This is a genomic window from Kocuria flava (assembly GCF_001482365.1).
GTDB lineage: Bacteria > Actinomycetota > Actinomycetes > Actinomycetales > Micrococcaceae > Kocuria > Kocuria flava.
This window is the reverse complement of the sequence record NZ_CP013254.1, coordinates 1,221,742-1,240,811: the sequence shown is the minus strand read 5'-3', so window position 1 is coordinate 1,240,811 and position 19,070 is coordinate 1,221,742. Positions and strand designations below refer to the sequence as shown.

Here is a 19,070-nt window from a genome sequence, read left to right as displayed (position 1 = left end):
GGCGTGCCGGGGACCGGGTTCCACGCGGTCGTCCTCGCCGGCGGGCGCTCCGCCCGGCTGGGCGGGACCCCGAAGGCCCGGCTGTCCCGGGACGGGCGCAGCCTCGTGCGGATCACCGTGGACGCCGTGGACGCGGCGGCGGCCGTCGTCGTCGTCGGCCCCGAGGACCTGGACCTGCCCGGCGGGGTGCTGCGCACCCGGGAGGACCCTCCCTTCGCGGGCCCCGCCGCCGGCATCGCGGCGGGCCTGGCCGCCCTCGCGCCCCTGCCGCCCGTCCCGTGGACCATGACCCTGGCCTGCGACATGCCCGGGGTCGCCGCCGCCGTGGCGGGGCTGCGCGCCGCCGCCGCGGCCGGGCCCGCGGCCGACGGGCTCGTCGCCGTCGACGCCGCCGGGCACCGCCAGCCCCTGGCCGCCCTCTGCCGCACCCCGGCCCTGCGCGCCGCCTACGCCGGTGCGCGGCCGAGCGGCCGCTCGGTGTTCTCGATGCTCCGGGGCCTGGTGCTCCAGGAGGTCGCGGTCCCGGAGGACGCCACCGCGGACGTCGACACGTGGGACGATGTGCGCAGGCACCGCCTGAGCTGACCGACGTCACGAGCGGGCGGCCCCGGCCGCCCGGGAGGAGCACACCATGCCCAAGGAGCTGAGCCCCGCCGAGCGGGAGGCCCTCGAGCGCTGGGCCACCGCGGTGCGCGAGGCCCTCGGCGTCCCCGACGCCCGGCTGCCCGTGGGGGAGCTGCTCGGGCTCACCGGCCGGGTCGCGCGCGAGGCCGTGCGCCCGGCCGTGCCGCCGACCGCCTACCTCATGGGCTTCGCCGTGGGCCGGGCCGTCGCCGCCGGCGCGGACCAGGAGACCGCGCTGCGCGAGGCCCTCGCCGCCGTCGCGGCCGCCCTGCCCGGCGGGACCGGCCCCGCCCCGGACCACCGACCCTCGACCGTCCCCGACACCCAGGAGCACTGAATGCCCGGCCTGCCACCGCCCCCGGACTCCAACAGCCCGTACACCCACGCCCTGCCCGTGATCGTCGACGAGGACGACGCGCCCGCCCCCGAGCCGGCCCCGGTCGAGACCCTGCACGACGTCGAGTGGCACCGCGCCCGCGCGTTCGCCCACGACGCCGCCGAGGCGCTGCCCCACCACTGGCTGCCCCTGCGCGAGGCGCTGGGCGAGGTCCTCGCCGAGGACGTCACCGCCCCGATCCCCGTGCCGCACTACGCGTCCTCCGCGATGGACGGCTTCGCCGTGGCCGGCCCGCCGCCGTGGACGGTGCGCCACCCGGAGCCCGTCGAGACCGACCCCCGCAAGATGCTCACCATCCCGCCCGGGGAGCTCTACCGGCCGGTGCTCAACCTCGAGCCGGGCGAGGCCACGCGCATCGTCACCGGCGGCCTCGTCCCCGCGGGGACCCGTGCGGTGCTGCGCGACGAGTACGCCGAGCCGAGCGAGGACGGGGCGACGCTGCGGATCGCCGCGCACGCGCCCTCGGCGGAGGACATCCCCTACGGGCAGAACATCCGCCGCACCGGCGAGGAGGTCGCCGCCGGGGACGTCATCCTGCGCGCCCCCTGCGTGCTCAACCCCGCCCACATCGCCTTCGCCGCGGTCTGCGGCCACGACATGCTCCCGGTGCGCCGCCGGCCCCGCGTGACCGTGCTGCTCACGGGCAGCGAGGTCGTGGAGGACGGGATCCCCGAGCCGGGGCAGGTCCGGGACGCCTTCGGCCCGCAGCTGCCCACGTTCGTGGAGCTGCTGGGCGGGTCGGTCGACCAGGTCCGGCGCGTCGAGGACACCGCCCGGGCCATGCTGGCCGCGCTCACCGAGGCGCCCTCCGGGATGGGCTCGGTGCTCGACGCCCGCTGCGAGGTCGTCATCACCACCGGCGGGACCGGGCACTCCCGCGTCGACCACGTCCGGTCCGCGCTCGAGGAGCTCGGCGCGGTGTTCCTCCTCGACGGCCTCGCCCAGCGCCCCGGCCACCCCACGTTCCTGGCGCGGCTGCCCGAGGGCGGGCCGTTCGTGGTGGGCCTGCCCGGCAACCCGCTGGCCGCGATGTCGAGCATGCTCACGGTCGCGGAGCCGCTGCTCGCGAAGCTGCACGGCACCCCCGCACCGGTCCCCCGCACCCTGCCCGCCGGCGAGGAGCTGCCCGGGCAGAAGGTCACCGCCCTGGTGCCCGCCCACCTGGTCGACGGCGCCGTGCACCCGCGCGACAAGGTCGGCTCCGCCATGCTGCGCGGTCTCGCCCACGCCGACGTCGTGGCCGTCGTCCCGCCCGCCGGCGTGGCCGCCGGGGCGGACGTCGAGGTGCTGCCGCTGCCCTGGCGCTGAGGACGGCCCGCGCGGCCGGGGCCCGGGCACACGCCCGGGCCCCGGCCGTGCGGCGTCCGGCTCAGGCGGTCGTGAACAGCACGACGGCCCCGAGCACGAAGACGGTCGAGGCCGCCAGCGCGCACCCGAACTCCACGACGATCCCCAGGCCCAGGGCCTTGAGCGCGGCCCAGCTGGCGGCCAGCGCGGCGCGCAGGTCCCGCCGGCGCGCCGTCTCGCTCAGCAGCAGGCCCACCACGAAGCCCACGAACAGCCCCACGACCGGGATGACGAACAGCCCCACCACGGCGCCGACCGCCGCGTAGAGCAGCGACCGGTTGGGGATCTGCCGCCGCTTGAGGCGGGTGCCGGTGAGCACGGCGCTCGCGGACATCCCCGCGATCGCGAGGACCCCGCCCACCCCCAGGACGACCCACCCCACGGTCGTCTGGACGGTGAACGCCCACACCGCCAGGGCCACGACCACCAGGATCGAGCCGGGCAGCACGGGCACGATGATGCCCAGGCAGCCCACGCAGAGCAGGACGGCGGCGACGACGGTCGCGATGATCTCGGCGGTCATCCGCTCATCGTACGGTCCGGGCCGGCACCGCGGGACCGGTATACTTGCGGATGAAATGCTTATTATCGGGACGGGGAGGTCGACGTGCACGACCCGCAGCGGCCGGCGCGCCGCAGCTCCTGGCACCGGCGGGCGGGCCGCCCGGTGCGCGTGTGGACGGCCGCCCTGCTGGCCGTGGTCCTGCTCCACCGCTGGATCCCGGAGGCCCGCTGGCTGCTGGTCCACCTGACCACCCTCGGGCTGGTCACCAACTCGGTGCTCGTGTGGTCCCAGCACTTCACGGAGTCCCTGCTGCGCCACCGGCTGCCCGGGACCGCCCGGTCGCGGCAGCTGGCCCGTCTCGGGGTGCTCAACGCCGGGATCGTGCTGCTGGTGGCCGGTGCGCTGACCGGGTGGTGGTGGGCGAGCCCCGCGGGGGCGAGCGCCGTGGGCGCGGCGGTCGCCTGGCACGGCGCGGCGCTGCTGGCCCAGCTGCGCACCGCCCTGCCCTCCCGCTTCGCCGTGACGGTGCGCTACTACGCGGCCGCGGCGCTGCTGCTGCCCGTGGGCGCTGTGCTGGGCGCGGTCCTCGCCGCGGGCCTGCCGGACCGGGTGCACGCCCGGGTGCTGCTCGCCCACGAGACCGTCAACGTCCTGGGCTTCGTGGGCCTGACCGTCGCGGGGACGCTGCTGACGCTGTGGCCCACGGTCCTGCGCACCCGGATGCGCGAGGAGGCCGTGCGGGTCGCCACCCGCGCGCTGGGGGCGCTGGCCGGTGGGGTGGTGCTCACCGGCACCGGCGCGCTGCTGGGCAGCGAGGTCCTCGCCCTGGCCGGGCTCGCCGGCTACGGGCTGGGCCTGGGCGCCGTGCTGGTCGTCATGGTCCGCACGGCCCGGGCCCGGCCGCCGGTCGACCACGCCGGTCTCTGCCTGGCCGCCGGCACCGCCTGGTGGGCCGCAACGGTCGTGGCCCTGGCGGTGCTGCTCGTGCGCGGGGGCTTCGACGCCGCCGCACTGGGGCGGCTGACGGTCCCGCTCGTGGCCGGGTTCCTCGTGCAGGTGCTGCTGGGGGCCATGAGCTACCTGCTGCCCGTGACGATGGGCGGCGGCCCGGCCGTCGTGCGCGCCGCCCACCGGGCCCTCGGGCGCGGGGCGGCCTTCCGCGTGGTCGTCGTCAACCTGTGCGTGCTGCTCTTCGCCCTGCCCCCGGGCACGCTGCCCTCGTGGGTGCGGGTGAGCGTCTCCGCCCTCGGCGCGGCCGTGCTGTTCGCGGTCGTGCCGCTGACGGTCTCCGCGGCGCGGATCTCGGTCGCAGGACGGCGGGCGGCCCGGGCCGCGGCCGGTGGCCCGGCCGCCGCGGCGGCCGGGCCGGGCGGCACCAGCACCGCGGCGGCCGGGCCGGGCGGCGGCGCCGCGGCAGCGGACCGCCCGGCAGCAGGCGGTGCGGGCACCGCCGTGGCCGCCCCGCCGGGCGCAGCCGGACCCGACCGGCCGGCCCGCCAGGCCCGCGGGGCACTGGCGGGGGTGCTCGCCGTGGTCCTGGCCGTGGCCGCCGGTATCGCCGCGGACCCTGCGGCGGCGGGGCTGGGCGCGCCCGCCGCGGACGGCGCCGGGACGGCCCCCACCGGGGAGACCACGGTCGTGCGCGTGGCCGCCCGGGAGGGGATGCGCTTCGAGCCAGCCGTCGTGGAGGTCCCCGCCGGGGACGAGCTGGTGATCGAGCTGGTCAACGAGGACCCGAGCGGCGTCCACGACCTGGTCCTGGACTCCGGGGCCGGCAGCGGGCGCCTGGCCCCGGGGCAGTCCGCGACCGTCGAGGCGGGCGTGGTCGGGGCGTCCCTGGCGGGGTGGTGCTCCGTCGTCGGGCACCGGTCCGCGGGCATGACCCTCGAGGTCGTCGTCCTCGGGCCGGACGGGCGGCCGGTGGCCGGCGGCACGGCCGGCACCAGCGCCGGCGGGCCCGCGGCCGCCCCGGACCCGGCCGCCGCCGCGGACCTGGCCGCGGCCCCGGGTCCGGAGCACACGACCCGCTCCCCGGTGCTGGAACCGGTCGCGGGCCCCGTCGAGGACGGGCGGCGCGTCCACCGGGTGCGGCTCGAGGTCGAGGAGCTCGACCAGGAGCTCGCCCCCGGCGTGCGGCTGCGCTCGTGGACCTACGGCGGGCGGTACACGGGCCCGACCCTGCACGGGGAGGTCGGCGACGTCTTCGAGGTCGAGCTGCGCAACGGCGGGACGACGGGCCACTCCGTGGACTTCCACGCCGGGGTCGTGGCCCCCGACGGGCCGATGCGCACCGTCCCGCCCGGGGAGTCGCTGACCTACCGCTTCGAGGCGGTCCGGTCGGGGACCTGGCTCTACCACTGCGCGACCGCCCCGATGAGCAGCCACGTGGCCGCCGGCATGTTCGGCGCCGTGGTGGTCGACCCGCCGGGCCTGCCGCCCGTCGACCGCGAGTACCTGCTCGTGCACAGCGAGGCCTACCTGGCCCCGGGGGACGGGCCCGGCACCGCGGTCGTCTCCCCGGAGCGGGTGCGCGCCGGCACCCCGTCCCTGACGGTCTTCAACGGCCACGCCACCCAGTACCTGCACGAGCCGCTGCGCGCCCGGGTGGGCGAGCGGGTGCGGATCCGGCTGCTCGCGGCCGGACCCTCCGGGGGCCTGAGCTTCCACGTGGTGGGCGGGCAGTTCGACACCGTCCACAAGGAGGGCGCCTACCTCCTGCGCCCCGGCGGGCCCGAGCAGGGCGGGGCGCAGGCGCTCGACCTCGCCCCGGCGCAGGGCGGGTTCGTCGAGCTCACGTTCGCCGAGCCGGGCACCTACCCGTTCCTCGACCACGACCTCGCGGCGGCCGAGCGCGGGGCCCGCGGCCTGATCCGCGTCGAGGGCTGAGCCGGGCGGACGCCGTCAGCGGCGGGCGAGCTCCCGCAGGGCCCGCGCCGCCGCGTGCGCCCCGGCCATCGCGTGCACCCCGCCGCCCGGGGGCGTCGAGGACGAGCACAGCCACACCCCCGGCACGCCCGTGGCGTAGGGGTCGGCCTGCACGGCCGGGCGGAAGACCTGCTGGAGCCCGTCGAGCGCCCCGCCGCCGACGTCCCCGCCCACGAGGTTCGGGTTCCACTCCTCCAGCCGCGCCGGCGGGGTGTCCACCCGGGCGAGGACCCGGTCGCGCACCCCGGGGGCGAAGCGCTCGAGCTGGCCGAGCACCCGCTCCCCCGCCGCCGGGTCCGCGCACCCGTGCGGGACGTGCGCGTAGGCCCACAGCACGTGCCGGCCCGCCGGCGCCCGGGAGGGGTCGGCGACCCCCTGCTGGGCCACGAGGACGAAGGGCCGCTCGGGCAGCCGGCCGGCGCGCACCTGTGCGGCGGCGGCACCGATCTCGGCGAGCGTCCCGCCGAGGTGCACCGTCCCGGCCCGGCCCACCCGCGGGTCGCGCCACGGCACGGGTCCGTCGAGCAGGAGGTCGACCTTGTGGGCGCCCGGCCCGTGGCGCCACCGCGCCAGCGCCCGCCGGTAGCGCGGCGGCAGGTCGAGCCCGCCCAGGGCCAGCACCTGCCGCGGGGCCAGGTCCAGGAGCACGACGTCGGCCGGTCGCACCTGCCGCAGGTCCGTCACGGGCGAGTCCGTGACCACCCGCCCGCCGTGGGCGGCGAGCTCCGCCACGAGGGCGTCGGCGACCGCCTGCGAGCCGCCGCGGGCCACCGGCCAGCCCGTGGTGTGGGCGGCCGCGCCGAAGAGCGTCCCGAACGCCGAGGTGAGCACGTGCCCCGGCGGCAGCACCGCGTGGGCGGCCGAGCCGGCGAACAGGCCGCGGGCGCGCTCGGTGCGGAACAGCGCCCGGGCCGTGGCCGCGGCCGGCCACGGGGCCCGCAGCCCGAAAGAGGCCAGCGCCGCCGGGTGCCGGGGCCGGCGCAGGAGCGGGCCCAGGGCGGTCTCGGCCACGTCCTCCCACCGCTCGGCCACGCCCCGGTGCAGGGCGGTCCAGGCCCGGCCGTCGGGCCCCAGCTCCTCCGCGGTGCGCGCCAGGGAGCGGTGCAGCAGCCCCGCCGGGCCGTCGTCGAGCGGGTGCGCGGCGACGACCGGCGGGTGCAGCCACTCCAGGCCGTGGCGGCCCAGGTCCAGGGCGCGCAGCAGCGGGCTGGCGGCGCCGAAGGGGTGCACGGCGGCGCCGAGGTCGACCACGGTGCCGGGCCCCAGCAGCGGCGCCGACCGGGCGGCCCCGCCCGGGGTCGGGGCCGCCTCGTGGACGACGACCTCGAGCCCGGCGCGGGCGAGCACCACGGCGGCGCCCAGCCCGTTGGGGCCGGAGCCGACGACCGCCGCGGTGGCCCGCACCGGCGTGCGCCTACTCCGCCAGCGCCGCGCGCATCGTGCGCAGGGCCACGGACAGGGACGCGAGCTCGGTCGCGGGCTCGCCCGTGGACTCCTCCTCGATCTGCGCGAGCACCTCCCGCAGCCGGACGAGGCGGGACTCGTTGGCCCGCTCCCACGCCTCGACCTTCGCCCGGTCGTCCTCGCCGGGGGCGCGCAGCGCCTGGTCGGCGAGCTGGACGAGGGTCGAGTAGACGTCCTCGCGCATCGACATCCGCGCCAGGTTCTCCCACCGGGTGCCCTGCGGCAGGGCGGTGATCCGGTTGAGCAGGCTCTCGATCCGGTACCGGTCGTAGAGCCGGAAGTAGACCTTGGCGATGGTCTTGATCCGCTCCTCGTCCGGCGTCCCGTCCTCGGCCACGGCCTCGCCCGTGGCGTGGGCGAGGCGGGCGACGTCGAGCAGCGCGAAGGCGTCCAGCAACTGCGACCACTCCGTGGCCAGCTCCGCGGGCACCCCCTGCCGCTGGGCCGCCTCGGCCAGGGCGTCCACCCGCTCGCGGGAGTCCTCCCCGAGCAGCCGCTCCTCGATGAAGCGGATGTCCACGGTCGGCTTGTAGCGCTCGATCACCTCGCCGATCGGGCGCCGGATCTCCTGGCGGTGGATCAGCCAGCGGACCACCCGGTCGAGCAGCCGGCGCATGTCCAGGAACATCCGGTCCCACAGCTCGGTGGGCACGTCCGCCGGCAGCTCCCGGTGGGCGTGGGCGTAGCGGTCGATCTCGTAGATCTGCACGGCGGCCACGAACGCGCGCGCGACGTCGACCGGGGCGCACCCGGTCTCCTCCACGACCCGGTAGACGTAGGGGATCCCGCCGTAGTTGATCATCTGGTTGGCGACCATCGTGCCGATGATCTCCTTGCGCAGCGGGTGGGTGCCGACGAGCTCCCCGAAGCGCTCGGTGATCTGCGCGGGGAAGTAGCGCTCCAGCACCGTGCCCAGCCACGGGTCCTCGGCGAGGTCGGAGTCCACCAGTGCCTCGGAGAGCTGGATCTTGGCGTAGGCGGCGAGCACCGACAGCTCCGGGGAGGTCAGGCCCTGGCCCGCCCGCACCCGTTCGCGCAGCTGCTCGTCCGTGGGCAGGAACTCGATCGACCGGTCCAGGTCGGCGTGCTCCTCGAGCCAGTGCACGAAGCGCAGGTACGCCTCGTTGAGGTCGGTGACGCGGGCCCGCTCGGTGGTCAGCAGCACGTTCTGGGCCTCGTTGGTGTCCAGCACCAGCTCGGCGACCTCGTCGGTCATCGACTCGATGAACCCGGCCCGCTCCTCGGTGCCCAGCTCCCCCGCCTCGACCATGCGGTCCACGAGGATCTTGATGTTCACCTCGCGGTCGGAGGACTCCACGCCGCCGGAGTTGTCGATCGCGTCGGTGTTGATGAGCACGCCGTTCAGGGCGGCCTCGACGCGGCCCAGCTGGGTGCAGCCCAGGTTGCCGCCCTCCCCGACCACGCGCACGCGCAGGTCCCGGCCGTCGACGCGGATGGCGTCGTTGGCCTTGTCCCCCACGGCCGTGTGCGGCTCCTCGGCGGACTTCACGTAGGTGCCGATCCCGCCGTTGTAGAGCAGGTCGGCGGGGGCCCTGAGGATCGCCTGGATCAGCTCGATCGGCGTCAGCTCCTCCGTGCCCTCCGGCAGGTCCAGGGCCCGGCGCACCTGCGGGGAGACCGGCACGGACTTGGCCGTGCGCGGGTGCACGCCGCCGCCCTCGGAGATCTTCTGCCGGTCGTAGTCCTTCCAGGAGGACCGGGGCATGGCGAACAGCCGCTCGCGCTCGGCGTAGGAGACGGCCGGGTCGGGGTCCGGGTCGAGGAAGACGTCCCGGTGGTCGAACGCGGCCACGAGCTTGATGTGCTCGGAGAGCAGCATGCCGTTGCCGAACACGTCCCCGGACATGTCGCCCACGCCCACGACCGTGAAGTCCTCGCTCTGGGTGTCCACCCCGAGCTCGAAGAAGTGGCGCCTGACCGACTCCCACGCGCCGCGGGCGGTGATGCCCATGGCCTTGTGGTCGTAGCCGACCGACCCGCCGGAGGCGAACGCGTCCCCGAGCCAGAAGCCCTGCTCGAGGGCGATCGCGTTGGCGGTGTCCGAGAAGGACGCGGTGCCCTTGTCCGCGGCCACCACGAGGTAGGAGTCCTGGCCGTCGCGGCGCACCACGTTCTCGGGGTGGACGACGACGTCGTTGCCGTCCTCGTCCCGGACCAGGTTGTCGGTGACCTCGAGCAGGGAGGAGATGAACAGCTTGTAGGCCTCCCGGCCCTCGGCCAGCCACGCGTCCCGGTCCGCGGCCGGGTCCGGCAGCTGCTTGGGGAAGAACCCGCCCTTGGCGCCGTTGGGGACGATCACCGCGTTCTTGACCATCTGGGCCTTCACGAGCCCGAGGACCTCGGTGCGGAAGTCCTCGCGGCGGTCCGACCAGCGCAGCCCGCCGCGGGCCACGGGCCCGAAGCGCAGGTGCGTGCCCTCGACCCGCGGGGACCACACCCAGATCTCGAACATCGGGTGCGGCAGCGGGGCGGCGGGGATCCGGCGCGGGCTGAGCTTGAAGGCCATGGTCGGGCGGTGCCGGTAGACGTTGGTGCGCAGGGTCGCGGCCATGATCTCGGCCAGGGCCCGCAGCAGCTTGTCGGCGTCGAGGGTCGGGACCTCCTCGAGCGCCTCCCGCAGCCGCCGGTCGGCGCCCTCGCGCAGGGACTCGCGCACGTCGTCGTCGTGGGCGGGGTTGAAGCTGGCGTCGAAGAACTCGCTGAGCCCGCGGGTGACGGCGGGGAAGGCCAGCAGGGTGTCGGCGATGTACTCGAACGAGTTGGGGTGGCCCAGCTGCAGCAGGTAGCGCACGTAGGAGCGCAGCACCGCGACCGGCCGCCACGTCATCCGCTCGGCGAGCACGAGCCGGTTCAGGGCGTCGGACTCCGAGCGCCCGGAGAGCACCGCGCACAGGGTGTCCTCGATGAGGTCCTCGGTCTTGGCGTCCTCCGGGCCGGTCGCGTCCACGCCCTCGGGCAGGCGCACCCCGAAGTCGTAGAGCTGGAAGTGGCGCCCGTCCGCGGGGGCGACCTCGTAGGGCTTCTGGTCCAGGACGGTCAGCCCGAGGTTCTGCAGCATCGGCAGCAGCTCGGTCAGCGACAGGGAGCGGGTGAGGTAGATGTTCAGCCGCACCCCCTCCGGCCCGTCGACGACCCGCACCTCCGCGGGCAGGTCCGGGTCGCGGCCCCACAGCTCCTCGCAGCGCTGCAGGTCCTCGACGGCCTCCTCGATCTCGTAGTCGGCGCGGTAGGCCTCCGGGAACGCCCCGGCCCAGTTGCGGGCGTGCCGGCGGGCCAGCTCCTCGGGGAAGGTGCGGTGGATGGTCCGCGCCAGCGCCTCGGGCCAGGACCGCACGGCGGCGCGCAGCCGGGCCTCGAGGGCCTCGCGGTCGAAGGACTGCACCTCGCCGGTGTAGGGCAGGCGGATCCGGAAGAACAGCCGGGCGAGGGTCGAGGAGGTCAGCCGCGCGTCGAAGTCGATCTCCTCGGCGTCGAAGGTCTTCGCCAGCTCCGCCTCGATCCGCCCGCGCACGGAGGTGTTGTAGCGGTCGCGCGGCAGGAACACGACCGCGGACATGAACCGCCCGAAGTGGTCCTGGCGCAGGAACAGCCGGGTCTGGCGGCGCTCGTCCAGGCCCATGACCCCGCGCATGATGTCGTAGAGCTCGTCGGCGGTCATGTGGAAGAGCTCGTCGCGCGGGTAGTCCTCGATGTTGCCCATGAGGTCGCGGGCGGAGTGGGAGTCCTCGAGGAAGCCGAAGCGCGCGGCGACCTCGGCCATCTTCTCCTTGATCAGCGGGGTCTCGCGCACCGGGGTGTTGTAGGCGCGGCGGGAGAACAGCCCGAGCACGAGGTACTCGCCGACGATCCGCCCGTCGTCGTCGTACTTGGCGACGCCGATGTAGTCGAGGTACTCGCGGCGGTGGATCGAGGAGCGGCGGTTGGCCTTGGTGATGAACAGCGTGCCGGCCTCGCGGGCGTGCTCCCGGCCCAGGCCCGTCAGCAGCTGGCGGTGCGGGCGCTCGTCGCGCTCCTGCAGCAGGCCCAGCCCCGTGCCGGGGCGGGAGACCAGGGACAGGCCCTCGTCGGAGTCCTCGAGGTCGTACTCCTTGAAGCCCATGAGGATGAAGTTGCCCTCGAGCAGCCAGCGCAGGAACTCCTGCGACTCCCGCACCCGCGGCGGGCGCCCGCCGCCGGGCAGCTCCAGGTCCTCGAGCTCCTCGAGGTCCAGGGCCAGGACCTTCACCCGGTGCCGCAGCTTCGACTGGTCGCGCCCGATCCGGTGCACGTCCGCCAGCAGGCCGGTGAGCCGCTCGACGAGCTGCCCGGCCGTCTCCTCGGACAGCGGGTCCAGCAGCTCCACGGAGATCCACGACTCGACGCTGCGCCGCACCCCGTCGCCCGCCCCGGGCAGGACCGGCAGGGCGGTCGTGTCGCCGCTGGAGCTCGTGGCCACGTCGGCCAGCGGCTGCAGGTCCCGCAGCTCGTGGCCCTCCCGGTCCCGGTCGGCGACCAGGACCGGGTGGATCACCAGCCGCGCCCCGCCCCACCGGGCCGCGATCTCGGCGGTGACCGTGCTCACGAGGTAGGGGACGTCCTCGGTGACCACGAAGACCACGGAGGCCGAGTCCTCCCGGCGCACGCCCACGGCGCTGTCCCCCGGTGCCCGCACGCGCCCGACCTCCCGGTGGTGCTCGGCGCGCAGCCGCAGCTCCTCCTCGGTGTGCGCCAGCAGGTCCCCGGGCGGCGCGTGCCGGTAGTACTCGTTGACCCACTCGAGCTCGCCGCTCCACCGCGGGGGCTGCGCGAGCACGGGCATCGCCTCGGTGCGGTCCTCGTCGGGGATCGTGTACTGGTCAGGGGCCACAGCCGCATCACGCCTTCGGTGCCTGGGCGGCGCGAGCAGCACGTCCTGTGCGCCGTCGTCGCCGCCTCGGGAGGTGGACGGTCCCTCGTGGGGCCGTCCCTGGTGCCCCCCAGCTTATTGAACGGGGAGCGCCGTGTCAGGGGTGTCGGCGGCGGCCTCGTGGGCGGCGGCGAGGGCCTCGACGCCCACGGGCACCACCTCGCAGTTGCCGATCCGCGGGTGGGCCCGCCCGTGCAGGTGCGAGAGGGTCAGGCGGATGAGGGAGCCGTGGGCCACGACCAGCACGTGGCGTCCGGGGTGCTCCCGGCGGATCCTGTGCAGGGCGGCCAGCCCCCGGCGGGCCACGGCTCCGGCCGGCTCGCCCGCGCCCATGAGCGCCTCGCGCTCGGCCGGGCCCAGGCCCGCGTAGCTGGCGCCCTCGTGGCGGCCGAAGCCGCGCTCGGTGAGCTCGGGGTAGGTGCCGGCCGGCTCGAGGCCGAGGGCCTCGCCGATGAGCCGGGCGGTCTCCACGGCCCGGCCCAGCGGGGAGGAGACGACCACGTCCCACGCGAGGGCCTGCTCGCGCAGCAGCCGGCCGGCCTCGCGGGCCTGGTGCCGGCCGGTGTCGTTGAGGGGCACGTCCACGGCGCCCTGCAGCCTCTCGGCGAGGTTCCAGTCGGTCTGGCCGTGGCGGATGAGCACGATGCGTCCGGGGTTCGTCACCCGTTCACTGTGGGCGACGCCGGGCGCGAGGGCAAGCCCGCCGGCGCCGGGAGGGTCCCGGCGCCGGCGGCGCCCGCCGCTCGTCCGGGCCTACGGCTCGCCCGGTGCCCGTCCTGCGTCGGGACGGGGCGCGCGCTCGCGCTCCTCGACGGCGGCGCGGACCTCGGGGTCGTCGGTCTCGTCGACCCACGCCTCCGTCTGCCGGTGCTCCTCGACGTGGTCCGGCTGGACGCCGTCCACCTCGCTCTGCACCTCGTGCTTCATCTGCTCGTCCAGCTCGGCACCGTGCTTGGTGCTGCCTCGTTCGACCACGTCGGCCTCCTCGGGTGTGCTGCGGTGGGTGTCCTGCGGGCCGCGTCTCAGCCCTCGTCCTCCTCGGCCAGGCCGCGCTGGGCCCGGTCCGCGGCCTCGGCCGAGCCCTCGGGCAGCGGGTCCGTGGCCGGGGGCACCTGGCTCGGGGCGAAGTCGGCCAGGCCGGCGGCCACGCGCTCCTGCTCGGTCGCGGCCGCGAGGGCGTCGTCGTCGAGGTGCTCGGGCTGCCCGGCGTGGCCCTGGGCGATGGGCTGCGGCAGGGCGTCGTCCCCGGGTTCGAGGACGTCGTCGAGGCGGGGGTCGTCGTCGGGGCGCGGAGCGGTCATGGGAACCTCCTTCGGTCGGACGTGCCCCCAGCCTAGTGACCGGGGCCACACGGGGGAACCGCTGCGGGCCTCCCGTCCGGTCCCGCGCGTCCAGGAACCGGCAGGACACGGCGGGCCCGGGGCGGCCGGTTCCTGGACGCGCGGGGCGGATGGGGGTTGAGTGAACGCCATGACCGAGTTCAGCAGGACCACCCGTGTGCCCCATCCCGTCGAGGACGTCTTCGGGTGGCACGCCCGCCCCGGGGCGCTCACGCGGCTGACCCCCGCCTGGGCGGGGTCGGTGGTCGAGGAGTCCTCCCCGCCCCTGGGCGAGGGCACCCGGTCGCGGCTGCGGGTCGCCGTGCCGGGCAGCTGCGGGCTGGTCACGGTGCCGTGGACGGCCGAGCACCACGGTCTCGTGCCGGGCCGGGAGTTCCGGGACCGGATGGTGCGCGGCCCGCTGGCCGCGTGGGAGCACCGGCACCGCTTCGACGACGACGGGCAGGGCGGGACCGTGGTCACGGACACGGTGGAGTACGCGGCGCTGCCCGGCGACCGCCGCTTCGGCGACCGGCTGATGGGTCCCACCCTGGAGCGGCAGTTCGAGGCCCGCGCCCGGCGCCTGCTGGCCGACCTGGAGTTCCACGCCGGCCACCCCGGCCGGCCGCTGACGGTCGCGCTCACGGGCGCGTCGGGGACGATCGGCACGCAGCTGGCCGCGCTCCTGAGCACCGGCGGGCACACCGTGCTGCGCCTGGTGCGCCGCGCGCCCCGCGGCCCGCACGAGATCGGCTGGGACCCGCAGGGCGGGCAGCTGGACCCGGAGTCGCTGCGCGGCGTCGACGTCGTCGTGAACCTGGCCGGGCGCAGCATCGCCGGCCGGCTCGGCGAGCGCGCCAAGCAGGAGATCCACGACTCCCGGGTGCTCGGCACCCGTCTGCTCGCCCGCGCCTTCGTGCAGCTGGGCGCGGACGCGCCCGCGGCCCTGGTCAGCGGCTCGGCGATCGGCTACTACGGCGCCGACACCCACGGGGAGGAGGTCACGGAGAAGTCCCCGCCCGGCGACGACTTCCTGGCCCGCGTCTGCCGGGCCTGGGAGCAGGCCGCGATGGAGGCCGCCCCCGTCACCCGGGTGGTGCTGGTGCGCACCGGGGTCGTGCAGACCCCGGCCGGAGGGGCGCTGCGGGCCCAGCTGCCGCTGTTCCTCGCGGGCCTGGGCGGGCGGCTCGGCTCGGGCCGGCAGTGGCTGAGCTGGATCTCGCTCGACGACGCCGTGGGGCTGCTCGCCCACGCCGTGCTCAGCCCCGGGCTGCACGGCCCGGTCAACGCGGTGGCGCCCCTGCCCGTGACGGGCCGGGAGCACGCCCGGGTGCTCGGCAAGGTCCTGGGCCGCCCGGCGCTGCTGCCCACCCCGGGCCTGGGGCCGCGGCTCGTGCTGGGCGCGGAGGGGGCCCAGCTCATGGCGCTCGCCGACCAGCGGGTCTCCGCCGACCGGGCGATCGACCGCGGCTACCGCTTCCGCCACCCCGACCTCGGCTCGGCGCTGCGGGAGGAGCTGGGCCGCTTCTGACGCCCCCTCCTCCGCGGGGCCCCCGGCAGCGCCGAGCCCCCACGACAGCATCGAGCCCCCACACCACCGCAGGATGGGGTGTGGGGGCTCGGCGCGCCGGTGGGGTCTCGCGGGTCCTCGGGCGGCGGGTCAGAGGCGCCCGGGGACCGGGAAGCGCTCCCAGGCCCGGTGGCTGCGCATCAGCTCCACGACCTGCTCGACGACCGCCGCCGCGTCCCGTCCCGCGACCACGCCCGGGGCCCCCTCGGGCAGGCCCGCGGCCGCGAGCGCCCCGGAGCGGCCCCAGGTGCCGATCGCCTTGGCCTGGCGGAACGTCTCGTCGAGCAGCAGCTGCACCCGCGGGTCGATCCCGGGGCCGGAGCGGGCGCCGGCCTTCGCGTCGAAGGACGGCTGCGCGTCCGAGGCCGGCGGCACCGCCCCCGCCACGAGCACGGCGTCGAACTCCACGGAGCGGGCCGTGAGGTAGGTCCGCTGGGCCACGAGCCCGCCGCGGCCGACCGGGCCGCCGTGGGGCGCGACCACGAGGGGCACCATCCCGGCGGCGTCGATCGCCCCGGTCACCGCCAGCAGGTCCTTCTCGTCCGGGTCGGGGCCGACCACGATGCCCACGAGACGGCCGTCCAGCGGCCACTGCCCGCCGACCTGGGACAGGGCCGGGCTGGGCGCGATCCTCCCGTGCTTGACGGTCGGCTTCGGGGCGGGCAGCCCGAGGCTCTGGGCGACGGCGGCGCACAGCTTCTCGTCGATGTTCGCGAGGGCCTGCAGCTGCCGCTCCTTGACGGCCTGTTCCCAGCACTTGCCGAGCTCGAAGGCGTAGGCGCGGGCGATGTGCTCCTTCTCGACGTCGCTCATCGACAGCCAGAACAGCCGGGCCTGGGTGAAGTGGTCCTCGAAGGAGACCGGCGCGCCGCGCTCCTTGACCGACCCGGCCACCGGGGCCGGGACGTCGATGAACGGGCGGGCCGGCTCGTCCGCGGGGAAGGGGTTGTTCCCGTCGAGGGAGTTCGGGTGGTACGGCGCCACCCCGGTGTGCACCGCGGTCTGGTGCATCCCGTCGCGGAGCATGTCGTTGACCGGGGCGTGGGGGCGGTTGATCGGCAGCTGCGTCCAGTTGGGCCCGCCGAGGCGGGAGAGCTGGGTGTCGAGGTAGGAGAACAGCCGGCCCTGCAGCAGCGGGTCGTTGGTGACGTCGATGCCCCGGACGAGGTTGTTGGGGTTGAAGGCCACCTGCTCCGTCTCGGCGAAGTAGTTGGACGGGTTGCGGTTGAGGGTCATCAGCCCGATCGGCTCCACCGGGGCGAGCTCCTCGGGGACGATCTTGGTCGGGTCCAGCAGGTCGATCCCCCGGAACATCTGCTCCTCGTTGTCCTCGAAGACCTGCACCCCGAGCTCCCACTCGGGGAAGGCCCCGGCCTCGATGGCGTCGGCGAGGTCGCGCCGGTGCACGTCGGGATCGGCGCCGTTGGCCAGCAGCGCCTCCTCCCACAGCACCGAGTGCACCCCGAGCTTCGGCTTCCAGTGGAACTTCACGAGCACGCTGCGCCCGTCGTCGTCGACCAGCCGGAAGGTGTGGACCCCGAAGCCCTCCATCGTGCGGTAGGAGCGCGGGATGCCGCGGTCCGACATGTTCCAGATCGTGTGGTGCTGGGCCTCGGTGTGCAGGGAGACGAAGTCCCAGAACGTGTCGTGGGCGGACTGGGCCTGCGGGATCTCCCGGTCGGGGTGGGGCTTGGCGGCGTGGACGACGTCGGGGAACTTGATGGCGTCCTGGATGAAGAACACGGGGATGTTGTTGCCCACGAGGTCCCAGGTGCCCTCGGCCGTGTAGAACTTCGTGGCGAACCCGCGGGTGTCGCGGGCCAGGTCGGCCGAGCCGCGCGAGCCCAGCACGGTGGAGAAGCGCACGAAGACCGGGGTCTCCACGTCCTTCTTGAACACGTGCGCGGCGCTGATCCGCTCGGCCGTGCCGTAGCCGCGGAACACGCCGTGGGCGCCGGCGCCGCGGGCGTGCACGACGCGCTCGGGGATGCGCTCGTGGTCGAAGTGGCTGACCTTCTCGCGGAAGTGGTGGTCCTGCAGCAGCACGGGCCCGCGCCGGCCGGCCTTGAGGGAGTGGTCGGTGTCGGAGCGCCGGGCGCCGTGGGCGGTGGTGAGGTGCTCACCGCCCTGGGCGTCGCGCAGCGGGTCGGCACCGGTGTCCTGGCCGGTGGGGCTCACGGGCTCGGGCGTGCCCTGGTCCGGCTTGGGCGGCAGCGGCGGGCGGGGGCCGGTCGGCTCGGCGACCGACGCCGGCTCGCTGCCCGGCACGCCGGGCGGCAGGGGCGCCTGCTCGCCGCGGTCCGCTCCCCTGGTCTTCCTCAGGATCCTCTTGCGCATGGTCGTCCTCCCGGTCGTTCGGAACTCGTGCGAGCCGGGCTCCCGGACCGTCCGGCCGGAGAACGCCAGCACCCTGACCATTACCGCACCGGCGTGACGGCCTGCACAAGCCGCCGCGCAGGACTGCGCCACCGGCGAACAGCACCGGCGGACGACGGCACCGGCGGACGACGGCACCGGCCGCGGTCCGCCGGGGCGGGACCGCGGCCGGTGGGGCCGGTGCGGGGCTCAGCCGCGGCGGGGGTCCTCCGGGCCGGTGCCGGTGCGCTCGGTGCCGTCGACGCCGTCGATCGGTCCCTCCACCTCGACCCGCTCCTTGCGCACGGTCTCCTCGACGACCTCGGTGCGCTCGGTGCTGCGCACCACGAGACGGACCCGCTCGTAGGGCACGCGCACGGTGCGGACCACCGGCACCTCCCGGTAGAGGATCACCTCGTCCTCGCCGACGGGCAGCTCCTGGCCGTCCAGGAACGCCTGGCGCTCCTCCTCGGTGATCGGGGTGCGCACCTCCTCGACGTCCTCCACGGCCAGCGACTGCTCCGCGCGCACGGGCTCCTCGGCCACGTACTTGCGCAGCCGGGCCCTGCCGGTCTCCACCCGCTCGGTGCCCACGTCCAGGCGCTCCTCGTGACGGACCACGGCCGCGGTGTCCTCCCCCGCCGCGGCGGGCCCGCGCTCTGCGGACGTGGGCCCGCCCGCGTCCTGCCCGTCCGCTCCGTGACCCGTCAGGTCCCGCCCGCGCGCCTCCTGCTCGCGCCCGGCAGGGGCGTGCCCGGTGACGGCGGCGTCCCGGCCGGTCCCGCCGGCGGTCTCCCGCGCGGCGGACTCCTGGTCGAACGCCTCGTCGGCCCCGCGCCCCGGCACGGCCCGGTCGCGGCGCCCGCCGACGCTCTCGTGCCGGTCCCCGGCCGTGGCGTCGGGGCCGGAGAGGGACTCCCCCGGCGCGCGGAGGTCCGAGGTCCCGCCGGCGGCGTCGCCGTGGCGGGCGGCGTCGTCGTCGCCCGCGTCGATGTTGTAGGCCGGGGCCCCGCCGCGGGGGTCGCGGGTGTCGGTGGCCCCGGTGGTGGGGTCGCCGCCGACGTCGCCGTCCTCGCGGCCGTAGGCGTTGTGGTCCCACAGCTCGGTGGCCGAGCTGGGCGCGTGGCGCTCCACCCCGGTGTCGTCGGCGTCGGCGCGGGGACCGGACGCGCGGTCCGCGGGCTCCCCGCCGGCGGTCTCCCGGCCGGCGGTCTCCCGGCCGGCGGACTCCTGGTCGTACGGGCGGTCCTCGGAGGTGGACATCGTGGGCTCCCCTCGGGTCGACGGTGGTGCCGCGAACGCTATCAGCCTGCTGAGCGCTCCGACAGCCGCTCTCCGGGGGACGGGCGGGTGCGGCCCCCGGCGCGCGCCCTTGTCGGACCCCACCGGCGGTGCCAGTATCGATGCATGGGAACGTGGACGATCAGCGCGGCGGCCGGCACGGCCCGGGCCACCGCCGAGGCGTGGGAGCACGGGGTCACCGCCGCCGGCGCCGTGGTCGTCGTGCTCATGATCGCGGCGGCCGTCTCGCTGCTGCGCACCCCGGGCCAGGACCCGGTCCTGCGCCTGCTGTGGCTGCTGGTCGTCCTGGCGTTCCCGGTGGTCGGCGCGGCCCTGTGGTTCGCGCTCGGCCGGCGCGCGCCCCGCCCCGCCTAGCA

The 19,070-nt window shown here is 76.3% G+C and carries 14 protein-coding genes; 6 read left to right on the top strand and 8 right to left on the bottom strand.

Annotation, left to right across the window (positions count from 1 at the left end):
- Window positions 1-3: 3 nt before the first annotated feature.
- Genes mobA through AS188_RS05595 form a run of 3 tightly spaced genes read left to right on the top strand, consistent with a single transcriptional unit; the run spans window position 4 to window position 2,329 of the window.
- A complete protein-coding gene (gene mobA / locus AS188_RS05605; protein ID WP_083529277.1) occupies window positions 4-585 on the top strand; it encodes a molybdenum cofactor guanylyltransferase in 582 nt (193 codons plus the stop codon).
- A gap of 46 nt (window positions 586-631) precedes the next feature.
- On the top strand, window positions 632-961 hold the full coding sequence (locus AS188_RS05600) for a DUF6457 domain-containing protein (RefSeq protein ID WP_058858023.1): 330 nt from the start codon (window positions 632-634) through the stop codon (window positions 959-961).
- The gene (locus AS188_RS05595) at window positions 962-2,329 is read left to right on the top strand and encodes a molybdopterin molybdotransferase MoeA (RefSeq protein ID WP_058858022.1); all 1,368 of its coding nucleotides are present in this window, start codon (window positions 962-964) and stop codon (window positions 2,327-2,329) included.
- 61 nt (window positions 2,330-2,390) lie between these two features.
- On the opposite strand, the gene AS188_RS05590 is transcribed toward AS188_RS05595, so the two are convergent.
- The gene (locus AS188_RS05590) at window positions 2,391-2,891 is read right to left on the bottom strand and encodes a DUF456 domain-containing protein (RefSeq protein WP_058858021.1); all 501 of its coding nucleotides are present in this window, start codon (window positions 2,889-2,891) and stop codon (window positions 2,391-2,393) included.
- 84 nt (window positions 2,892-2,975) lie between these two features.
- Here AS188_RS05590 and AS188_RS05585 point away from each other — a divergent pair, with 84 nt between their 5' ends.
- Entirely contained in the window at window positions 2,976-5,759 is a 2,784-nt protein-coding gene (locus AS188_RS05585; protein ID WP_058858020.1) for a multicopper oxidase domain-containing protein, read from the top strand.
- Window positions 5,760-5,774: 15 nt separating this feature from the next.
- Here the strand turns inward: AS188_RS05585 and AS188_RS05580 are convergent, their stop codons facing one another.
- From AS188_RS05580 to AS188_RS05560, 5 genes are all read right to left on the bottom strand, one after another.
- Window positions 5,775-7,202, bottom strand: a complete 1,428-nt coding sequence (locus tag AS188_RS05580) for a phytoene desaturase family protein (RefSeq protein ID WP_058858019.1) — start codon at window positions 7,200-7,202, stop codon at window positions 5,775-5,777.
- Window positions 7,203-7,212: 10 nt separating this feature from the next.
- Window positions 7,213-12,081, bottom strand: coding sequence for an NAD-glutamate dehydrogenase (locus tag AS188_RS05575; protein ID WP_058859753.1), 4,869 nt, complete (start codon window positions 12,079-12,081; stop codon window positions 7,213-7,215).
- Between the two features lie 162 nt (window positions 12,082-12,243).
- A complete protein-coding gene (locus AS188_RS05570; protein WP_058858018.1) occupies window positions 12,244-12,831 on the bottom strand; it encodes a histidine phosphatase family protein in 588 nt (195 codons plus the stop codon).
- Between the two features lie 90 nt (window positions 12,832-12,921).
- On the bottom strand, window positions 12,922-13,143 hold the full coding sequence (locus AS188_RS05565; protein WP_058858017.1) for a hypothetical protein: 222 nt from the start codon (window positions 13,141-13,143) through the stop codon (window positions 12,922-12,924).
- Between the two features lie 47 nt (window positions 13,144-13,190).
- The gene (locus tag AS188_RS05560) at window positions 13,191-13,469 is read right to left on the bottom strand and encodes a hypothetical protein (protein ID WP_058858016.1); all 279 of its coding nucleotides are present in this window, start codon (window positions 13,467-13,469) and stop codon (window positions 13,191-13,193) included.
- A gap of 169 nt (window positions 13,470-13,638) precedes the next feature.
- Between AS188_RS05560 and AS188_RS05555 the strand changes: the two genes are divergently transcribed.
- A complete protein-coding gene (locus AS188_RS05555; protein ID WP_083529550.1) occupies window positions 13,639-15,018 on the top strand; it encodes a TIGR01777 family oxidoreductase in 1,380 nt (459 codons plus the stop codon).
- 129 nt (window positions 15,019-15,147) lie between these two features.
- Here AS188_RS05555 and AS188_RS05550 read toward each other — a convergent pair whose 3' ends face one another.
- Both AS188_RS05550 and AS188_RS17200 read right to left on the bottom strand, forming a co-directional pair.
- Window positions 15,148-17,394, bottom strand: coding sequence for a catalase (locus AS188_RS05550; RefSeq protein ID WP_058858014.1), 2,247 nt, complete (start codon window positions 17,392-17,394; stop codon window positions 15,148-15,150).
- Between the two features lie 228 nt (window positions 17,395-17,622).
- Window positions 17,623-18,675, bottom strand: a complete 1,053-nt coding sequence (locus tag AS188_RS17200; RefSeq protein ID WP_083529276.1) for a YsnF/AvaK domain-containing protein — start codon at window positions 18,673-18,675, stop codon at window positions 17,623-17,625.
- Between the two features lie 144 nt (window positions 18,676-18,819).
- Here AS188_RS17200 and AS188_RS05540 point away from each other — a divergent pair, with 144 nt between their 5' ends.
- Window positions 18,820-19,068 carry a PLDc N-terminal domain-containing protein gene (locus AS188_RS05540; protein WP_058858013.1) on the top strand — a complete coding sequence of 83 codons (249 nt, stop codon included), beginning with the start codon at window positions 18,820-18,822 and terminating at the stop codon, window positions 19,066-19,068.
- Window positions 19,069-19,070 lie beyond the last annotated feature (2 nt).